The organism is Oceanisphaera avium (assembly GCF_002157875.1).
In the GTDB taxonomy this organism is placed as follows: domain Bacteria; phylum Pseudomonadota; class Gammaproteobacteria; order Enterobacterales; family Aeromonadaceae; genus Oceanimonas; species Oceanimonas avium.
Map to the genome: position 1 here is coordinate 1,175,659 of NZ_CP021376.1, position 16,506 is coordinate 1,192,164.

Below are 16,506 nucleotides of genomic sequence, written 5' to 3' on the forward strand. Positions count from 1 at the left end.
AATAATATTTATATCAGATATTACTTAAAAAAATATGATTAATAAACTGTTTGGTTAATAAAATAGACACTAATTTTCAAGTTTATAAAAAGCAAGCCTATTCAATGAATGAGGCTCATAAAACTTATCATATAAAAAATTTTTATAAACATAAAAATCTTGTCGTTCGTATTTACCTCTCACTTCTTAGTTCACTAAAAACTAATGAGGGGAGTTAGTATATTTGTTTTTTAGGTGTTTAAACACACTTTTAGAGAGTCGTTTACTGGATTTAGCCACTCTATGGCCTTGCTCGCGAAAGCTCATTCTTTTATCAATGGCTCGCTTGCGCTTGCGATTAAGTTGTACGTTATAAGATTTCAATAATTGCTCATTAAGTAACAGCTTTAAATCTTCTACCCCAAAATGCGGCTTATTTTCGCTAATAGAAAGGGCCAATGTAAAATCCGGCGCTAATATTTCTTTGTTATATTCTAGCGCTTGGCTAATCGTTTGTGCTTTCGCGTTATGCGGGGCTTTTAAGTCATAAGGCGGCTGCCAGTCATTCACTGGATTTAACTTATCTACCTGATTCACAATGCAAATGACGGTTGGCGCTTGGCGTGACATGTTTTTGGCTTGCCCATAATAGGTATCGACGGCGTGTTTAAATTCTCGGTCTAGGGCGCGCGCCGGTTGATTCGCCCTAACTAGCCACAGCACTAAGTCAGAGTTTACATACTCATGAAGTAATAATTCTTGTGTAGCACTGCTGCCATCTAAGCCTGGCAAGTCAATAAACTTTACTGCTACCTCTCCTAACATGGCTTCACACACCGTCATCTCTGCGGTGGTTGGCAATACTCCCACTTCTACCGAAAATTGCTCTTTTAAGACATTGGTTAAGGACGACTTACCGGCACTCACTTGACCGATAATTGCAATGCGAATCGGCTCGAGTTCAGGCGCTAAATGTTCTTGGTCTGACAGTAAAGTAGGCGAGGCACTTAAGTCTTGCTCGGCTATGCTAAAGCGTTGGCTATAAAGATTAATGGCCACTGCTGCCACTTCATCCAATAAGGCTGCTTTCGCTTTTAGTTGTATTTCTGTAACGACATCTTGAGTTAAATTGTCAGAAAATTGCTGGCAAATAAAGTCAGAAGCCGCCTTACCCGGATTAATCACTAAGTTTTTGGCATAGTTTGCGCCTTTTAAGGCACGCCATAATACCGGACCTAACTCACCATACTGCTCATAAAACTCATACCCTGATTTAACATGCGATACCTTAATCAGCTCTATTGCAGGAATATGCTCTTTTAAGACCAAACGATAGCGATGGCTAATTTCTTCTAGCAGCTTTAATCCCTCATAAATTGAAAAATTAAGGGGCTTTTTATTATATTTCTGCGCAATGAACTCAAACAGTAATAAGGCATGTTGATCCATATGCGACCAATCACTGTCTTGCTCAAGTAACTCTCTTGAGTAGTGTTTTGCTTGCTGCCAAATATCCAACTCTTGCTGTGACCAATCTGAAGAAGCTGAAACCAGCTCGCTTTGGGCATTGATTAGTGCCGGTTCAGCGGCCTTTTGCTTAGCAGCCCAGTATTTAGCTAGCAGCAAGCTAATTACCACCACCGCCACACTGGCACTCATTACCAAAGAAAGGAGTAATAAGTAGCCATATTTAAACGCTAAGCCCACACCAAAACCCATCATGATGAGCACGGGTAAAATGCTCACTAGTACTAAGCTGGCCCCTTTATCACCCGCTAACAAAGCGAGAGTGTGATATAAACGCTTAGTTTTTTTCATGAGGGTAGGCCTCTTTACCTTTGTTAAGAGCCGCTTTATAAAGGGCTTGCATGTTTTGCGCAGACACTGGCTCATTTTTACTTTTCTGATAAAAATAATAACTTGCGGCGCGGCCTAAACCATAAGTAGTGCCAAAACTCATGGCCGCCGCTGCTAGTGCACCCACAGTTTGGCCATAGCCTGGTATAATTTTAACCACTTGCCGACTGGCTAATTTGACAGAATATTGCCAAGCAAAACTGCTACCTAAGGTACTCAATAAACTGGTAAAGGCTTTTTTATCCCATTGCACGCCATATTGGTTCGCTAAGCTGTGCAGCATTTTTGCTTGTACCCCTGGCACTGAGACTAAGCCCATCACCGGAATAAGATCGCAGGCCGCAGCGCTACCGGCATACCACAGCACTTCTTTTTCTACCGATTTAAAGTTTTGCTCTTCTCTATCACTATGCTCATTTTTTTGCGCCAGTAAGCCGATTACAGGTAATAAATCTGCAAGGGCATTAAGCAGTGGCTCAAAATGGTAAATGTCACCTTCTGGTGGAAAAAAATCTACGGCTACCGAGCGTATATTAGGCCCCCAAATTGCGGTTACTTTTTGCTCGTTAGCATATATCGCCTGCTCCCGATCTTTAGTGTCCAAGCTCAGCACAGCCGTGTGTACTAATAATAAGTGTTTAATATTGGACTGTTTACGAATCTTCTTTAAGGCCAACTCGAGTGCCGATTGTTCTTGTTCCTCCGCTTTCATTAATACCACCAAGCCATGCCCTACTTTCGCCAACTCTGCTAAGTCGGCACTGGGATCATAATCTGCTTCGCCTAAACCTCGAGTATCTAAAAAGCGGATTAAAGGTAAGTCATCAGGAAAGTCATAATGCATAGCGGTCAGCGTACAAGGTTGAAAACCGTTACCAATTTCAATGGCAGAATTACCGGTGAGTGTTTGCAGCAAACTCGACTTGCCCGCACCGGTTTTGCCAAGCAACCAAAGCGTGGGCAAATGCTGGCGCTGAAAGGATTCAAGGGGAGTCAGATCAGGGTTTTTACTGGGATTAATAAAGGCTTTTATTTTATCTAAATTAAATTTTGCCATAATTACTTATCCCTTAAATGTGGACTTCAGCTTGGCCAAAAGCTACAACAGATTAGAGCTTACATCGGCGTTTAACCGGTGAGTAAATTAAGTAATAATTACAGCTTAGCGTTTAATTAAGTTATTGTTCAAGGGCTTAGCTAGATCGCTGCTACATTGAGCTATAAAAAAGCGGCGTGTTAAATAAATAACACACCGCTTAGGTCAAATAAGGCTTAATTGTAAATTTAAAGCCACCAAGGGCTAGAAAGTGTAACTGGCAAAAACATTAACGTTACGCCCCGCGGCACGCATTTCTTCTTGAGCTGGGCGGTATTCTTTATTAAGTAAATTATTCAGCTCTAGCCCAAAGCGAAATTTATCAAGGTCTGTGACATTATAGCGCACATTAAATACGCCGTAGCCGGCACTGTATAAATCACCACGGCGATCATCAGTAATATCTTTACCGGCGCTGGCTGCGTGTACATGAAAGTCCACTTCGCCTTGCCAATTATGTAGGTCGTGTTGGTGCTTAATGCCTAGCTGACCAAACACGGTAGGCGTACCCGTGTCATAAGTAGTGTAATCAGAGGTAGTAATTTCTCGGCGCATCACAGTACCGTTAACATAAGGCGTCAGGCTCAGATCTGTTAACTCTTTTTCTAGCTGCAGCTCAAGCCCAAAGCTGTTGGCTCTGTCCATATTTTTATTAATTTCATTTCTGCTGCCCGCACTTTTAGGCACTGACTTAATATAATTTTTAGCGCGACTATAAAATAAATTGGCATCCAGCAGCCAGCCGGCATCTTGGTAGCGAGCACCAGTTTCATAAGTAGTGGAGGTTTCTGGCATCAGCTCAGGGTTACCCTCTACTTGAGTACCGCCTGAGATAGTATTTAAAAACAACTGGCCCAAGGTGGGGTAAACATAGCCTTGTGAAGCATTAGCGCGAAACACCCAAGCGTCGGCGGGTTGCCACACTAAGCTTGCCGCCCCCACCGTATGGCTATCCGAATTATCCAGCAAGGCATTGGCTTTGCCATCAGTAGAAGACTGTTGTTGTTTGGCTTTTACTCGATAATGGCGAGCCCCCAGCGTTGCCGTGACTTCTTCATTTAATGGAATAGCATGTTGCAAATACGCCGATTGGGTATCAATACTGGCTTCATCTAGATCCACATGGGGCATCACTCTTGGACCAAAACTAATAACGTTATCTTTTCTACTATTGAGCGTATCGTGCTCATACTCTAAGCCTAGCACTGTGTCGTGATCTTTAAGCAACTCCAGCTCAGATAATACATTAATACCGCGGGTACGCTGCTGATCATCCGAAGTAGCCACAATATTAAGCCCCGGCATAGGGGTAATATCATTGTAAAGCTCGCGATCAATATCTTGCTGGAAAAAATCGACTTTTACTTTTTTTACTTGCTCACTCAGATCATCTCCTTGGTAAAAAAAGGCCACTTTACTAAGCTCTCTTTTCGGTAAATCAATACTAATATCTAAGTCATAATCTTCAGTAAAAGGCTTAGCGGCAATATCATATTGCAGCGCCTTTACGGCAAAGCTGTGGTTGCCGCTGGTGTAACCCAAGTGGGCGGAATAGCTTTTATCATCACTGTTACTGGGTACTAAACGCTGATGGGCACTCTCTCGGTCGCCAAACTCGGCACGAGAAAAGCCAAAACGATAATCAAAGCCATTTTGGCTACCCGCTAGGCTGCTTGAGGTGCGATAACCGCGAGTCGCAGAAAAATAGCCTGCCGATGTGCTCACAGATAAAGGCGAGTCAGCCCCCTTTTTAGTAATAATATTCACCACACCACTGATGGCTCTGCTGCCAGAGATCACCGACGAGGAGCCGCGCAGTACTTCAATGCGCTCAATGCTTGCGGGATCGATCAGCAGCGGTTGACCATAGCCACTGTGATCCGATAATTTTTGACCATCAATAGCAATCGCCATACGGCTAGAGTCTTCTCCTCGAATGGAAATGCGCTCAACCCCTTGCTCATTAATTTGCACACCTGGAATGCTGCGCAAAAAGCTGGCCACTGATTGGGGAGCCACTTTTTGCATCTCTTCTTGGCTCACTACACTTACCGAAGCGGGGTTATAAAACACTTCCGCCTCTTTAGCACTACCCAGCACAGTCACTTGCTCAAATTGATACACACCTGGTTTATCTTTTTCCGCCGCTTGCACACTGCCCCAGGCACTTCCTAATAAACACCACATCAATAATTGAGCAGTACTGTGCTTAGTCATGTAACCATCCTAAGAGTAACGTTGAATTAAATACAATTTAACAAGCCGAGAATGATATAGCTTGTAATTAGGGCTAGCAACTTCGCAAGGATTAGCTGGGTGCTTGCTATTTAATTAAGCTGCCATTTAACGTTATTTTTATAGCGTTTAAACTAAAAAAACTCGCAAATAGCTGGCATAAAGCGCTGACGTAATCTTTTCATGAAGATACGCCGTGCATCATGTTTAAGCTTCAGTTTATCATTTCCGGTAACGCTAATAGTTATCAGTATTATTTGCAAGCTATTCGGTTAGTTTTATATTTGTTTGTGCCATACGCAGTGCTGCAGGGATAGAAGCAGAACGGACACTGCCATGATGGTGGGAAAAGTAGTCATGGTATTGCACATTGAGTTCAGGCAATGTGCTCAAACGCTTCGCAAGTTGTCGCAAGCTATCTTCCGCTAGCACACTGCCCTCTCGTCGTGAAGCACTGCTTTGCACTAACAAGTTAATGACAGGGCGTTGCTCTCGGTGAATAAAGGCAGACTCAGCCGTTAATATTTGCCCCTGCTGCCACCATAAAGAAGGATCGACAGCGATATAGTTTTTAAAACTTGTCGGATGATTAAATAAGGTGTGCAGTACAAACAAGCCACCAAAAGAGTGTCCCCATAAGGATTGGCGCTCTTTATCTATTTGCACTCGCTTGGCTACGTTGGGCTTTATCCTGTGCTCAATAAACTGCCAGAAAAGCTCAGCTCCCCCGTAGTTTGCACCGCCATAGCTTTTAGTTGCTAAGCGCTGTTCAGCCATAGACTCTCTACCACGGCCTGTAAATTGCGAAATGTCGGGCGCTGATGACGGGTTGAGTGGTGAGGGTGTGTAGTCATACACCCGCGCCACTTGTCGGTCTATTTCATAACTTAAGGTCACTATCACCGGCCAATCGCTGCCTTGAAGAGCAGCAAACATTTCATTTGTTAGCGCGGGCAAAACGGCATTGCCATCCAACATATATAACACCGGATAGCCATGCTTGGGTGCGGGTGCCTGAGGTGTCGCCACTGTTATTCGATAGTGGCGTTCTTGATCGATTGAGCTTAAGGAAAAGCTTTGAAAATCATAAAATTCTGCACCACCTTGAGTGGAAGATATCGGCTTAATTAACGATTTTTTAATCACATTTGAGTCTGCTACTACTTCGGTAGCGACCCAAAGGCAGCAACAGATAATAAAAATTTTTTTCATTTTTTCTCAGTATTTTCAAAAGCTTAAAATTAGCCAGTTGATTTGTATCAATTTTTTCTCAACTACATAACAAATAATAATGATAGCTAGTCTCATTTAGGATAGCATTCGTCTCTAAATTTAGTAGTAAGTTCATTAATTTTTAAAGGATTAGAGAAATGCAGAGATATTTATGGCTGCTCGGTAGCTGTGTCGTGGCGGTATCGGCTCACGCAAATGAGGTAAACGAACAGACCTATACGCTGGGTGAAGTAGTGGTAACAGCAGAAGAAATTCTTAAGCAGGCACCGGGTGTGTCTATTATTACCGCCGAAGACTTAGCCAAGCGACCGGTCAGCAATGATCTCTCTGAAGTGATCCGCACCATGCCCGGTGTTAACTTAACGGGCAACAGCACCAGTGGCCAGCGCGGTAATAATCGCCAAATTGATATTCGCGGCATGGGCCCAGAAAACACCCTGATATTAATTGATGGCAAGCCAGTAAATAGCCGCAAAGCGGTGCGTTATGGCTGGCGTGGCGAGCGTGATACCCGTGGCGATACCAACTGGGTCCCCGCAGACACGGTTGAGCGTATTGAAGTATTGCGTGGCCCTGCCGCCGCCCGTTATGGCAACGGCGCTGCGGGTGGCGTGGTTAATATTATTACTAAAGCCATTCCCGAGCAGTTTTCCGGCTCAGCCACGGTTTATACCGACCAACCCGAAGCTTCAAAAGACGGCGCCACTAAGCGCACCGACTTCAATTTAGCCGGCCCCTTATCCGATAAAGTAGGCTTGCGCATCTCCGGTAATATCGCCAAAACCGACTCCGATGCTTGGGATATCAACGAAGGCCACGCATCTTGGCGTGGGGTCGCTACTCACCCCAAAACGGGAGATGTTACTGCTGATTACCGCGGCACTTTTCCTGCGGGTCGTGAAGGCGTGCGCAATAAAGACTTAGCAATGCGCTTAACTATGCAGCCGGTTGATGCCCATCAATTTGATCTTGATGCCAGCTTTAGCCGTCAAGGCAATATCTATGCTGGTGACACTCAAAACACCAACAACAATACCGTCGATAAAAATGGTAAACCCGTTAAGACCTCCATTTTGGTCAATGATAACTTGGGTGCTGAAACCAATATTATCTACCGCAATAGCTATGCGCTTACTCATAAGGGGGAGTTTGATGCCGGTAATTTTCTGACGTATGTGCAGTATGAGCAAACTCGAAATCATCGCCTTAATGAAGGACTAGCCGGTGGAACAGAAGGCTTACCTGCTGGGGGTATGGCTACCGCTAAACTTGACCAATTAACGGTGCACAGTGAGTTTAATATGCCGACTCAGCTAGCTGGATTAGATCAAGTATTAACCGTGGGTGGCGAATGGACGCAAAGTAAATTCACCGACAGCAACTCTGTGGGCCAAGATACTTCTAAAATAGGCAGCGTGGCGGGCATTGCTGACAAAGACCGAGACCCTAAAGCGCAAGATCATATTGCATCTCTCTTTGTCGAAGATAATATCAATCTTAGCGACAGCACTATCCTCACCCCGGGTTTGCGTTATGACAAGCACAGTGTCACAGGTGATAACTGGAGCCCAGCATTGAACGCCACCCACTATTTGGATGATGCCTGGACATTAAAAGCCGGTATTGCTCGCGCTTATAAGGCACCTAATCTGTATCAAACCAACCCCAACTACTTACTCTATAGCCGCGGCAATGGTTGCTTCGGTGCGGGTGGCGCCTGTTTCTTGCAAGGTAATGAAGATCTAAAAGCCGAAACCAGCATTAATAAAGAGCTGGGCATCGAATATGCTCAAGATGCCATAGTGGCCGGCGTTACTTACTTCCGTAACGATTATCGCAACAAAGTAGAAGCCGGCTTACAACCCGTCGGCAACGCCGTAGGCGGTGGGGGTGCTTTTGTTAACCCAAATATTTTTGTGTGGGATAACGTGCCAAAAGCGCTTATCGAAGGCCTAGAGGGTACCTTTAATGTGGCGCTAACCGCTGATCTCGAATGGTCAAATAACATGACCTATATGCTGCAAAGCAAGAATAAGAGTACAGGGGAGTCGCTCTCGATTATTCCTGAATACACTTTGAATTCGCGCCTAGATTGGCAGGTTAATGATCAACTGGCCTTAAATACCAATATGGTGTGGTACGGTAAACAAGTGCCGAATGAGTTGGATTTTAACGGTATAAAGATGGAAGGCGAAGAGCAAAATCAACTATCCCCCTATGCCATCTTTGGCTTAGGTGCGCGTTATGCATTCAACGACTCACTTTCGTTTAATGCCGGCGTGAAGAACCTATTTGATAAGCGTTTATATCGCCGTGGTAATGCAGTAGGTGTAGGCGACCCACGTACTATTAACGGTGCTGGTGCCGAAACTTACAACGAACCCGGCCGTAGCTTCTACGCCTCGGCGACCTATAGCTTCTAATAAGTTGCCATAGAACAGTAAAGTAGAAAACCATTAACTAAAAACAGCGCTGAGGCGCTGTTTTTTATTGCCTTGCTGTTAATTACAATCAACACCAAATAATAGCCATCAGCACCGAATAAGATCGCTAAGAGATACTAAGGCAAGCTCGGTATAACGGCATAAAACAAAAGCGGTGTTTATCTTTATGCCGTCAATCTAGCGCAGATCAGGATCTCGCGTTAGATGTGAGTGACTAAAAACTATTTGCCACGCAAGGCATAGAAAAATAAAAAACAATCACCTCTAACAAAATTAACATGACCTTTTAAAGAGTAAGCACGGCTTCTAATGAACAGTTTCTGCTCACCCTGCGACATTTTGTCGCATTCCTAATGCATATTTTATTTCTTACTATTGAGCCTTGTTCTCGCCGAGCCATTCGGCCTTACTCTGCTTAAGGAAAGGAATATGTCTAAAAGAAATCTGCTGTTAGCGGCACTGGTCGCCTTGGCACCGCAGTTAGCCAGCGCTCACGTTACCCTTGATACCACTGAGGCCGTAGCCGGCAGTTATCAAAAAATAGTGCTGCGCGTCCCTCATGGTTGCGCGGGCTCTCCTACCACAGGTATCCGAGTACAAATTCCAGAAGGCGCCATCGCTATTAAACCCCAGCCTAAGCCCGGTTGGCAGCTTAGCACCAAACAAGGCGATTATGCCCACCACTATGAACTGCACAACACACCGATTAAATCCGGCGTTAAAGAAGTGCAATGGAGCGGTGGCTCGCTGGCCGACGAGCACTATGATGAGTTTGTGCTGCGCGCCTATTTGGCCGCTGACTTATCCACCACAGAGCCACTGCGTTTTCCGGTGATCCAAGAATGCGAAACTGGCATTGAGCGCTGGATTGATCAAGATGAAAACGCCGCCCACCCCGCTCCAGCGCTACGCATCTTGCCTAAGGAATAAACCATGTTAAGCCGACGAATAAGCGTAGCCGCCACACGGATCACGCACTTTTTGCTACCTTGTTTACTCTTGCTCGTCGGCGTGGGGTTCTCGATTAATCTGGCCCATGGTCATGCCGCCTTAGTGGCCTCAAACCCTACTGAGCAAGCAACGCTTAGCAACCCTCCCACCCAAGCCACCCTCACCTTTAACGAGCCGGTCTCGGCGCTGCGCATGCAGTTATTCGCCCCCAAAGGAAGGGCATATCCGTTGGAAAGTCGAGCAGAAGATAGCCTTATACAACTGGCTTTACCCACTCTTACTGAGCAGGGCTCTTATGTGTTGAGTTGGCGAGTGATGTCAACCGACGGTCATCCGGTGGGCGGCAGTTTGCTATTTGCGTACGGCCAATCCAGTACACCATCTGACGCCATTAACACTCAAGGGTCGGCGTCGAAAAATCGCACGACGGCCATTTGGCTAACGCGACTGCTTATCTACTGCACCTTATTTTTTGGCCTCGCCAGCCAAGTATTTAATGCTTGGCAATTTCCAGCTGCCAGTCGCTCCACTGGGATTAAAGCTCGCCTTGCACTCTCGAGCAGCCGCTATTTGGCGCTGCTCTATATAGGCATGGCCGCCACGCTAGTCTATTTAGCCTTGTTTGGTTTAGATGCACTCGATCTGCCGCTAAGTGGCGTATTAGAGCCGCATCTGTGGCACACGGCGCTGTATTCCAGTGTGGGCGTGGCCAGCCTTATGCTGTTGAGCGCCTTTGCGCTGGGCAGCTACCAAGCTAAATCAAAACGCTTAGCCTTGTGTCTGGCGGCGCTGGCTCTGGCGGCAGCTTCATTGGCGGTGACCGGCCACGCCAGCATGGCACCGCCCCAGTGGTTATCGCGCCCGGCGGTTTGGCTGCACACCGTGGCAGTGATGGCCTGGATGGGCGCACTGCTGCCCTTGTTATATGGCTTGCAAGCGCCAGCAGGCGCTCCCTATGGGGTTGGCGATATACATAACCCACACGCTAATAATGGCCCGCTGGTGATATTTAGTCGCTACATACCGCTAGCAATCCTAGCATTGCTGCTTAGCGGCGCCGTGTTGGCCTACTTGCCACTGACGGCTTGGTCTTCATTTATTAACAGCCGCTACGGGCAAATACTGCTGGCTAAGCTAATGCTGGTGGCGCTGCTTTTGCTGCTTGGGGCGTATAACCGCTACCGATTAACGGCGGCAGTATTGCGCCAAGAGGCCACTGCCCGCCTGCGGCTAAAGCGCGTTATTTATGCGGAGCTAGTACTGATGGTATTGGTGCTGGCGTTAGTGGCGTTGTGGCGGTTTACGCCACCGTCACGCAATACCGTAAACGCTCAAGCTTCCGCCGCAGCGCCCACCGCCATTTACAGGTTTAAAAAACATCAAGTACAAGCCGAGCTCAAGCTAGAGTCCCAGCAACTGCAGATCGCACTGTATCAGCCAGATCACCGCCCCTTAAGGGCACAAGCGGTAGAGGTGCGTTTTTCTGATCCCAGTACCAATATGGAACCGCTGCACTTTCAAGCACACCGCGTTCGCGGGCAAGAGCAAGCCGAAAATCAATGGTTGCTGGCGACCTTGCCATTAACACCTGGCTCTCACTGGCACGTTGATATTGTGGTCTTGGTATCTGACTTTGAGCGCGTCACGCTGCAAGGTGAATTAACGCTACTTGAGCTTGATGTTCACCCACATTCGCACTCTCACCAGCACACCCATTAGCTGTAATCTTCAACCTAAGGATCTAAATTAACTATGATGGATTATTCTCGCTCTTTTATGGCCCTACTCGGGCCACTGACGCTGGGTCCACTCTTGTTGGGCAGCCATGCTATGGCACAAGCGGTGGAGCCCACTCAATTGGCACCAGTCAAGGTGGAAGCACAGCGCGACGCCTCGTTAATTACCCCCGATGTAGACAGTGCCCGCCAGCAAATTCAGCGCATTGCCGGTGGCGTGGCCGTGGTAGACAGCGAGCAATGGCAAGCCAGCCCCGCCGCTACCGTCAAAGACGTGCTCGACTATACGCCGGGCGTATTTGTGCAGCCCAAATGGGGTGGCGACTCACGCTTATCTATTCGTGGCTCTGGCTTATCTCGCTATTATCATTTGCGGGGCATCAACTTGTATCAAGATGGCATGCCGCTCAATAATGCGGATGGCAGCGGCAGCTTTCAGTGGTTAGATCCCAGCGCCTATCGCTTTATTGAAGTTTATAAAGGTGCCAACGGCTTGCGCTATGGCGGAGGCACCTTAGGCGGCGCCATTAATTTTGTGACGCCCAGCGGCTACACCGCTGCCCCCTTCTCGGTACGCCTTGATGGTGGCAGCCATGGTTGGCGACGGCTACAAATGAGTGCTGCTGGTAATCAAGGCGCCCTAGACGGTTTTATTAGTGCCTCTACCCAGCAACAAGATGGTTTTCGTCAAAACAGCAAGGGCGACATTCAGCATCTGAACGCCAATGTGGGCTGGCAATTTGCTGAGCAGGCCGAAACCCGATTTTACGTATTAGGGGTGCACGAACGCCAAGAAATTCCCGGCACAGTGAGTCGCGACACCGCACTCAACCAGCCCAAGCAGGCGGCGGCCAATAACCTTACCAACCATTGGCAGCACAATTTAGACGGTGCCAGACTGGCCAATCGCACCTTATGGCTTGTGGACACCACCGAATATGAGGTGGGCGCTTGGTATGGCCAAAGCCAACTTGATCACCCTATTTATGAGGTGATAGATCATAACAGCACAGATTACGGCGCTTATTCCCGGCTCAATCATTATGGCCAATTCGGCCAGCGTGACAATGAAGTTACCCTAGGGCTAACTTGGAGTGCCGGCCACATTAATGGCCAGCAGTTTGTAAACACAGGCGGCAACCGAGGCGCACAAACCGCACACGCCCGCAACAGCGCTCGTAACCTGATAGCCTACGGCGAAAACCGCTTAGAACTGATGCCCGACCTGTTTTTGCATACCGGCTTGCAATACCAATACTCCGAGCGTAAACAGCAAAATAAATTTGGCGCAACCCCCTATACCGGTGAAAAAAATTACAGCTTATGGAATCCAGCGGTGGGCGTGATCTGGCACCCAGACGAGCAGACGCAGCTATATGGTAATGTGTCGCGCAGCAGCGAAGCGCCCACTTATGGTGATCTAAAATTTGATGATCCCACAGCACTAGACCGCCTCAAGCCGCAAACCGCTACCACCCTTGAGCTAGGCACCCGTGGCCAACGCCCGCAGCTCGCTTGGGATCTGTCTGTGTATCACGCTCGGCTGCACGACGAATTTCAGTGCTTATCCAGCCCGTGGAATATTTGTGATAGCACTTCCAACCTAGACACCACGATTCACCAAGGGATTGAAGCCGGTTTAGACTGGACACTGTGGCAACAACCGCTGCAGCAACCCGGTGCCGTTAACCTCAACACAGCTTACACCTTCAATGACTTTCGTTTTCACGACGATGCGCGCTGGGGTAATAATCGCCTGCCTGGCACGCCGCGCCATTATCTGCGCAGCCAACTGCTCTATACACACCCTAGCGGCGCCTTTATTGGTCCTAACGTAGAATGGGTGCCCGAAGCGTTTTATGTGGATAATGCCAACAGCTTACAAAGCAAACCTTATACGTTGCTGGGCGCAAAGGCGGGTTGGAAGCACGGCCAATATTCGTGGTTTGTGGAAGCGCGCAATCTGACGGATCAAAAATACATTGCCAGCGCCAGCATCACAGACGTGGCCGCACCTAACGCCGCCGTATTTGAACCCGGCAGTGGCCGCAGCATTTACGCGGGCCTACAAATTAATTATTAATCGCTAACATCAGACTCCGCCTGCTTTGCCTCTCACAACAGGCGGTTTAAGAAAATATCAGCCCCAGAATACTAGTGAAGTGTGACCGCTCAGGCGTATCTGCAATTTTTGGGGGGGAACGGGGTTTAAATCCATATACGTCATACAAGCCAACACGGCGGCATCGTAGAAGAGCGCTTGGGATTTAAAAAGACAGCTCCACTGAACTTAACAGGCCAGCCAGAACACCCCCGAACTGCCCTTTTGCTCCGGACTTCAGTTACAAAAAAACCTGCTAACTGCCTCCACAACTAGCCGACTAGATACTCATAACGCCGCCGACACAGGCGAGCGTAGCGAGTCCACACAGCTTGCTGGCGCTTGTGATTGGCCTTGTAAGTCGTCCCGAACTAACGTTTGTACACACAGAACAAATTGGATGCTCTTATGGATACTAGAATTCAGTTTCGAGTCGATGAAGAAACCAAGCGCCTAGCCCAACAAATGGCTGAAAGCCAAGGCCGTACTCTTAGTGATGCTTGCAGAGAACTTACCGAGAATTGGCTGATCAACAACGTAAAGCCTTCTCTCAAGATGTTTGGCTAAGTGAGCAAGTAGATTTAGCTTTTGAAAAATTAGATGCCGGCAAGTCTACTTTTATTGAACATAATCAAGCCAAATCCATAATGGCTGCACGCAAAGCTAAAATTCGCAGCCGGAGCGTTAATTCGTGACCCTATAGGAAGAAGAATCTCTGAACGACTGTGAAAAAATTTTGAATTTCTTTATGACTTTAATCCTGCTGCTGCAGAAAAAACAGATAAGGTCATTGAAGAAAAGATAGAAAATTTACTTCAGCACCCATTAATGGACGTGCAACGAGATGGGATAAAAGGTCGATTACTTATCATCTCTGATGATATCAATGATAGTTTTCTATTCAGTTGATAATTCAGTCATTCGTTTCATGAGAGTACTGCACCAGAACAAAAATTTCCGACGTAGTAGCAACTAACGCCGCATTAAGGTGTGAGCGGCACTTGCCTATACTTTGAGCGAAGCGAAAACGGCAAGCGTTGCGAATCACTCTTAAATAATTTGTTATGAACCGGTTTCTTCCGACATTATCTGGGATACTTCGGCTGCAATATCACTTGCACTCGGAGCATTGTAAGCATAGACAATACTAACAACACCAATTACTAAACTGACTAAAGTTGCTAGGTACGCTCTATTAGTTTTAACCTTACTAGCTGTTTGCTCTTCGAGTAATTCATTATATTTAGTCAAGATATTAGTTACTGGCGTTAATACATGCTTATCGCTTTCCTCACCAGACTGAGTCAATAAATATGCCATTCGCAACAATGAAGACTTAACTTCATCTGGCATGGTGTCAAAAGGCTCTTCCTTTTCAACCTCAGAAACCAAAGCTTTCAATTTTTTAAATTCTTCAGGCTCTTTTACATCCTGATATACACGATATAAAGCAGTGCGGGAGTTTGCCGGAGACAAGAAATGTGCTCGCCCTAACAACACGATATCTTTTGGGTCTAGTTCAATACTTGCGTTTATTTTTTCTTTTAAATCCGCCTGTAGCTGAACCATTTTTTTTGAATTATGTCGCTCACTCCAAACCCAAACACTGATAAAAATAGTAATCATGATCACAATCAAAGCGGACATATACCCACCTAACATTTACACATTTCCTTTAACTAAAATTTTACTGAAAACCTATATACTAATAACATTTTGATTATAAATTAATTTTTCTCTTTTAATCCAACTACCCTATGCTCAAATGAGCATTTTCACTATTTGCACGGCTTTGCTCGTTATCTACATCATAACAAGGCAAGCTCACCCATTCTGGCTTCAACACCTTGCATCCGTTTAGTGCTACGGGTATTAACCTAAATAAGCAAAGCCCTGCTTATTCAAAGAATTGCCGTAGGCTGCGCTGTATGCCAATCATTACCACAGAGCTGTGATCTTCTTCGGCAAAGCAGCGATAGCGTACCTGTGCTGCGCCTAAACGCTGGGCTAACAGTTCAGCAGCGGCGGCGGCGTGCTCCAGCATGGCGCGGGGCGCGCGTCTGGTGATCAACGCGCTACGCTCAGGCTCGGCTATCCAGGGGGCGGGGTGCCCTTCCCATTCGCCGGTGGCAATTAACACTCGGGCGCTAACTGCAGAGTCAAGCCGTTGTAAGCGCTCAGTTAATGCCGCTGGCTGCCACCATACCGAGGGGCTAATAGCGGCATAATGGCAAAAGGTGTGAGGCCGAGTGGCTAGCGCATTCAGTACAAAGTAGCCGGCTAGGGAGTGGCCGAATAAGGATTGGTGATTAGGGTTAAGGGAGAATTCGGTGGCGAGTTCGGGGGCGAGTTGATCAACGATAAAGCTAAGAAACGCTGCGCCGCCGGCCTTGTCTGCAGAATCAGTTGACTCAATAAGAGAGGATGGCTCAAAGGTATAATCCCGATAGCGGTGCTCGGTGGCAAATAAGCGCTCACCGCCGTGGGCTATGCCCACTACCGCCGCCATGCCAATACCTGTGGCATCGGGGCGGCGACCACTGCGCTGAATACATTCCACAAAGGTGGCAAACATGGCCTTGGCATCCAGCACATACACCACCGGCCAGCCGCCAGTTGGCGGCTCTCCTGCCGGCGTCCAAATACTGATGTGGTACGCCGCCCCGCTGCTGTCGGCTATGTATTCCCGTGTTAGGCAATCCTGCATATCTCTCTTCTTTTATTTACTGAGCCTAAAAACCTAGAGCAAAAGCTATTTTTGCCACGGAATACACGGAAAAATTAAGATGGGGTAAGATCGACAAGTGACAAGAGCTTAATAAATTTAATAGTAAGAGCTCCCTCGTTTATGCTGGGATGTTTAGCTCTTACCAT

Annotated in this window: 11 protein-coding genes; 5 read left to right on the forward strand and 6 right to left on the reverse strand. The window is 47.0% G+C overall.

The features are described 5' to 3' along the window. Positions 1-201: 201 nt before the first annotated feature. The 4 genes from CBP12_RS05400 to CBP12_RS05415 form a co-directional block, all read right to left on the reverse strand. Positions 202-1,797 (reverse strand): GTPase family protein, encoded by a 1,596-nt coding sequence (locus CBP12_RS05400; protein ID WP_157420049.1) that lies wholly within the window; start codon positions 1,795-1,797, stop codon positions 202-204. After that, positions 1,784-2,893, reverse strand: a complete 1,110-nt coding sequence (locus tag CBP12_RS05405) for a YcjF family protein (protein WP_086963530.1) — start codon at positions 2,891-2,893, stop codon at positions 1,784-1,786. Before CBP12_RS05405 ends, CBP12_RS05400 begins: the two co-directional genes overlap by 14 nt. Positions 2,894-3,136: 243 nt before the next feature. Beyond that, positions 3,137-5,149 carry a TonB-dependent receptor plug domain-containing protein gene (locus tag CBP12_RS05410; RefSeq protein WP_086963531.1) on the reverse strand — a complete coding sequence of 671 codons (2,013 nt, stop codon included), beginning with the start codon at positions 5,147-5,149 and terminating at the stop codon, positions 3,137-3,139. Between the two features lie 282 nt (positions 5,150-5,431). Continuing rightward, the gene (locus CBP12_RS05415) at positions 5,432-6,379 is read right to left on the reverse strand and encodes an alpha/beta hydrolase (RefSeq protein WP_086963532.1); all 948 of its coding nucleotides are present in this window, start codon (positions 6,377-6,379) and stop codon (positions 5,432-5,434) included. Positions 6,380-6,537: 158 nt separating this feature from the next. Between CBP12_RS05415 and CBP12_RS05420 the strand changes: the two genes are divergently transcribed. From CBP12_RS05420 to CBP12_RS13885, 5 genes are all read left to right on the forward strand, one after another. After that, the gene (locus CBP12_RS05420) at positions 6,538-8,823 is read left to right on the forward strand and encodes a TonB-dependent siderophore receptor (RefSeq protein WP_086963533.1); all 2,286 of its coding nucleotides are present in this window, start codon (positions 6,538-6,540) and stop codon (positions 8,821-8,823) included. A gap of 450 nt (positions 8,824-9,273) precedes the next feature. Then, positions 9,274-9,774, forward strand: coding sequence for a YcnI family copper-binding membrane protein (locus tag CBP12_RS05425; protein WP_086963534.1), 501 nt, complete (start codon positions 9,274-9,276; stop codon positions 9,772-9,774). Between the two features lie 3 nt (positions 9,775-9,777). Beyond that, complete coding sequence (locus tag CBP12_RS05430) at positions 9,778-11,514, forward strand: copper resistance CopC/CopD family protein (protein WP_086963535.1); 1,737 nt, start codon at positions 9,778-9,780, stop codon at positions 11,512-11,514. Between the two features lie 33 nt (positions 11,515-11,547). Further along, entirely contained in the window at positions 11,548-13,614 is a 2,067-nt protein-coding gene (locus CBP12_RS05435) for a TonB-dependent receptor family protein (RefSeq protein ID WP_086963536.1), read from the forward strand. Positions 13,615-14,040: 426 nt separating this feature from the next. Further along, on the forward strand, positions 14,041-14,199 hold the full coding sequence (locus CBP12_RS13885) for a type II toxin-antitoxin system TacA family antitoxin (protein ID WP_198341864.1): 159 nt from the start codon (positions 14,041-14,043) through the stop codon (positions 14,197-14,199). A 495-nt stretch (positions 14,200-14,694) separates the two neighbouring features. Here the strand turns inward: CBP12_RS13885 and CBP12_RS05450 are convergent, their stop codons facing one another. Together CBP12_RS05450 and CBP12_RS05455 are read right to left on the reverse strand one after the other, a co-directional pair. Further along, positions 14,695-15,279 (reverse strand): hypothetical protein, encoded by a 585-nt coding sequence (locus CBP12_RS05450; protein WP_157420051.1) that lies wholly within the window; start codon positions 15,277-15,279, stop codon positions 14,695-14,697. Between the two features lie 250 nt (positions 15,280-15,529). Further along, complete coding sequence (locus CBP12_RS05455) at positions 15,530-16,339, reverse strand: alpha/beta hydrolase (RefSeq protein WP_086963538.1); 810 nt, start codon at positions 16,337-16,339, stop codon at positions 15,530-15,532. Between the last annotated feature and the right edge of the window lie 167 nt (positions 16,340-16,506).

Coding starts and splice junctions, on each gene's coding strand:
- CBP12_RS05400 (WP_157420049.1), bottom strand. CDS start 1,797: ATGAAAAAAACTAAGCGTTTATATCACACTCTCGCTTTGTTAGCGGGT.
- CBP12_RS05405 (WP_086963530.1), bottom strand. CDS start 2,893: ATGGCAAAATTTAATTTAGATAAAATAAAAGCCTTTATTAATCCCAGT.
- CBP12_RS05410 (WP_086963531.1), bottom strand. CDS start 5,149: ATGACTAAGCACAGTACTGCTCAATTATTGATGTGGTGTTTATTAGGA.
- CBP12_RS05415 (WP_086963532.1), bottom strand. CDS start 6,379: ATGAAAAAAATTTTTATTATCTGTTGCTGCCTTTGGGTCGCTACCGAA.
- CBP12_RS05420 (WP_086963533.1), top strand. CDS start 6,538: ATGCAGAGATATTTATGGCTGCTCGGTAGCTGTGTCGTGGCGGTATCG.
- CBP12_RS05425 (WP_086963534.1), top strand. CDS start 9,274: ATGTCTAAAAGAAATCTGCTGTTAGCGGCACTGGTCGCCTTGGCACCG.
- CBP12_RS05430 (WP_086963535.1), top strand. CDS start 9,778: ATGTTAAGCCGACGAATAAGCGTAGCCGCCACACGGATCACGCACTTT.
- CBP12_RS05435 (WP_086963536.1), top strand. CDS start 11,548: ATGATGGATTATTCTCGCTCTTTTATGGCCCTACTCGGGCCACTGACG.
- CBP12_RS13885 (WP_198341864.1), top strand. CDS start 14,041: ATGGATACTAGAATTCAGTTTCGAGTCGATGAAGAAACCAAGCGCCTA.
- CBP12_RS05450 (WP_157420051.1), bottom strand. CDS start 15,279: ATGTCCGCTTTGATTGTGATCATGATTACTATTTTTATCAGTGTTTGG.
- CBP12_RS05455 (WP_086963538.1), bottom strand. CDS start 16,339: ATGCAGGATTGCCTAACACGGGAATACATAGCCGACAGCAGCGGGGCG.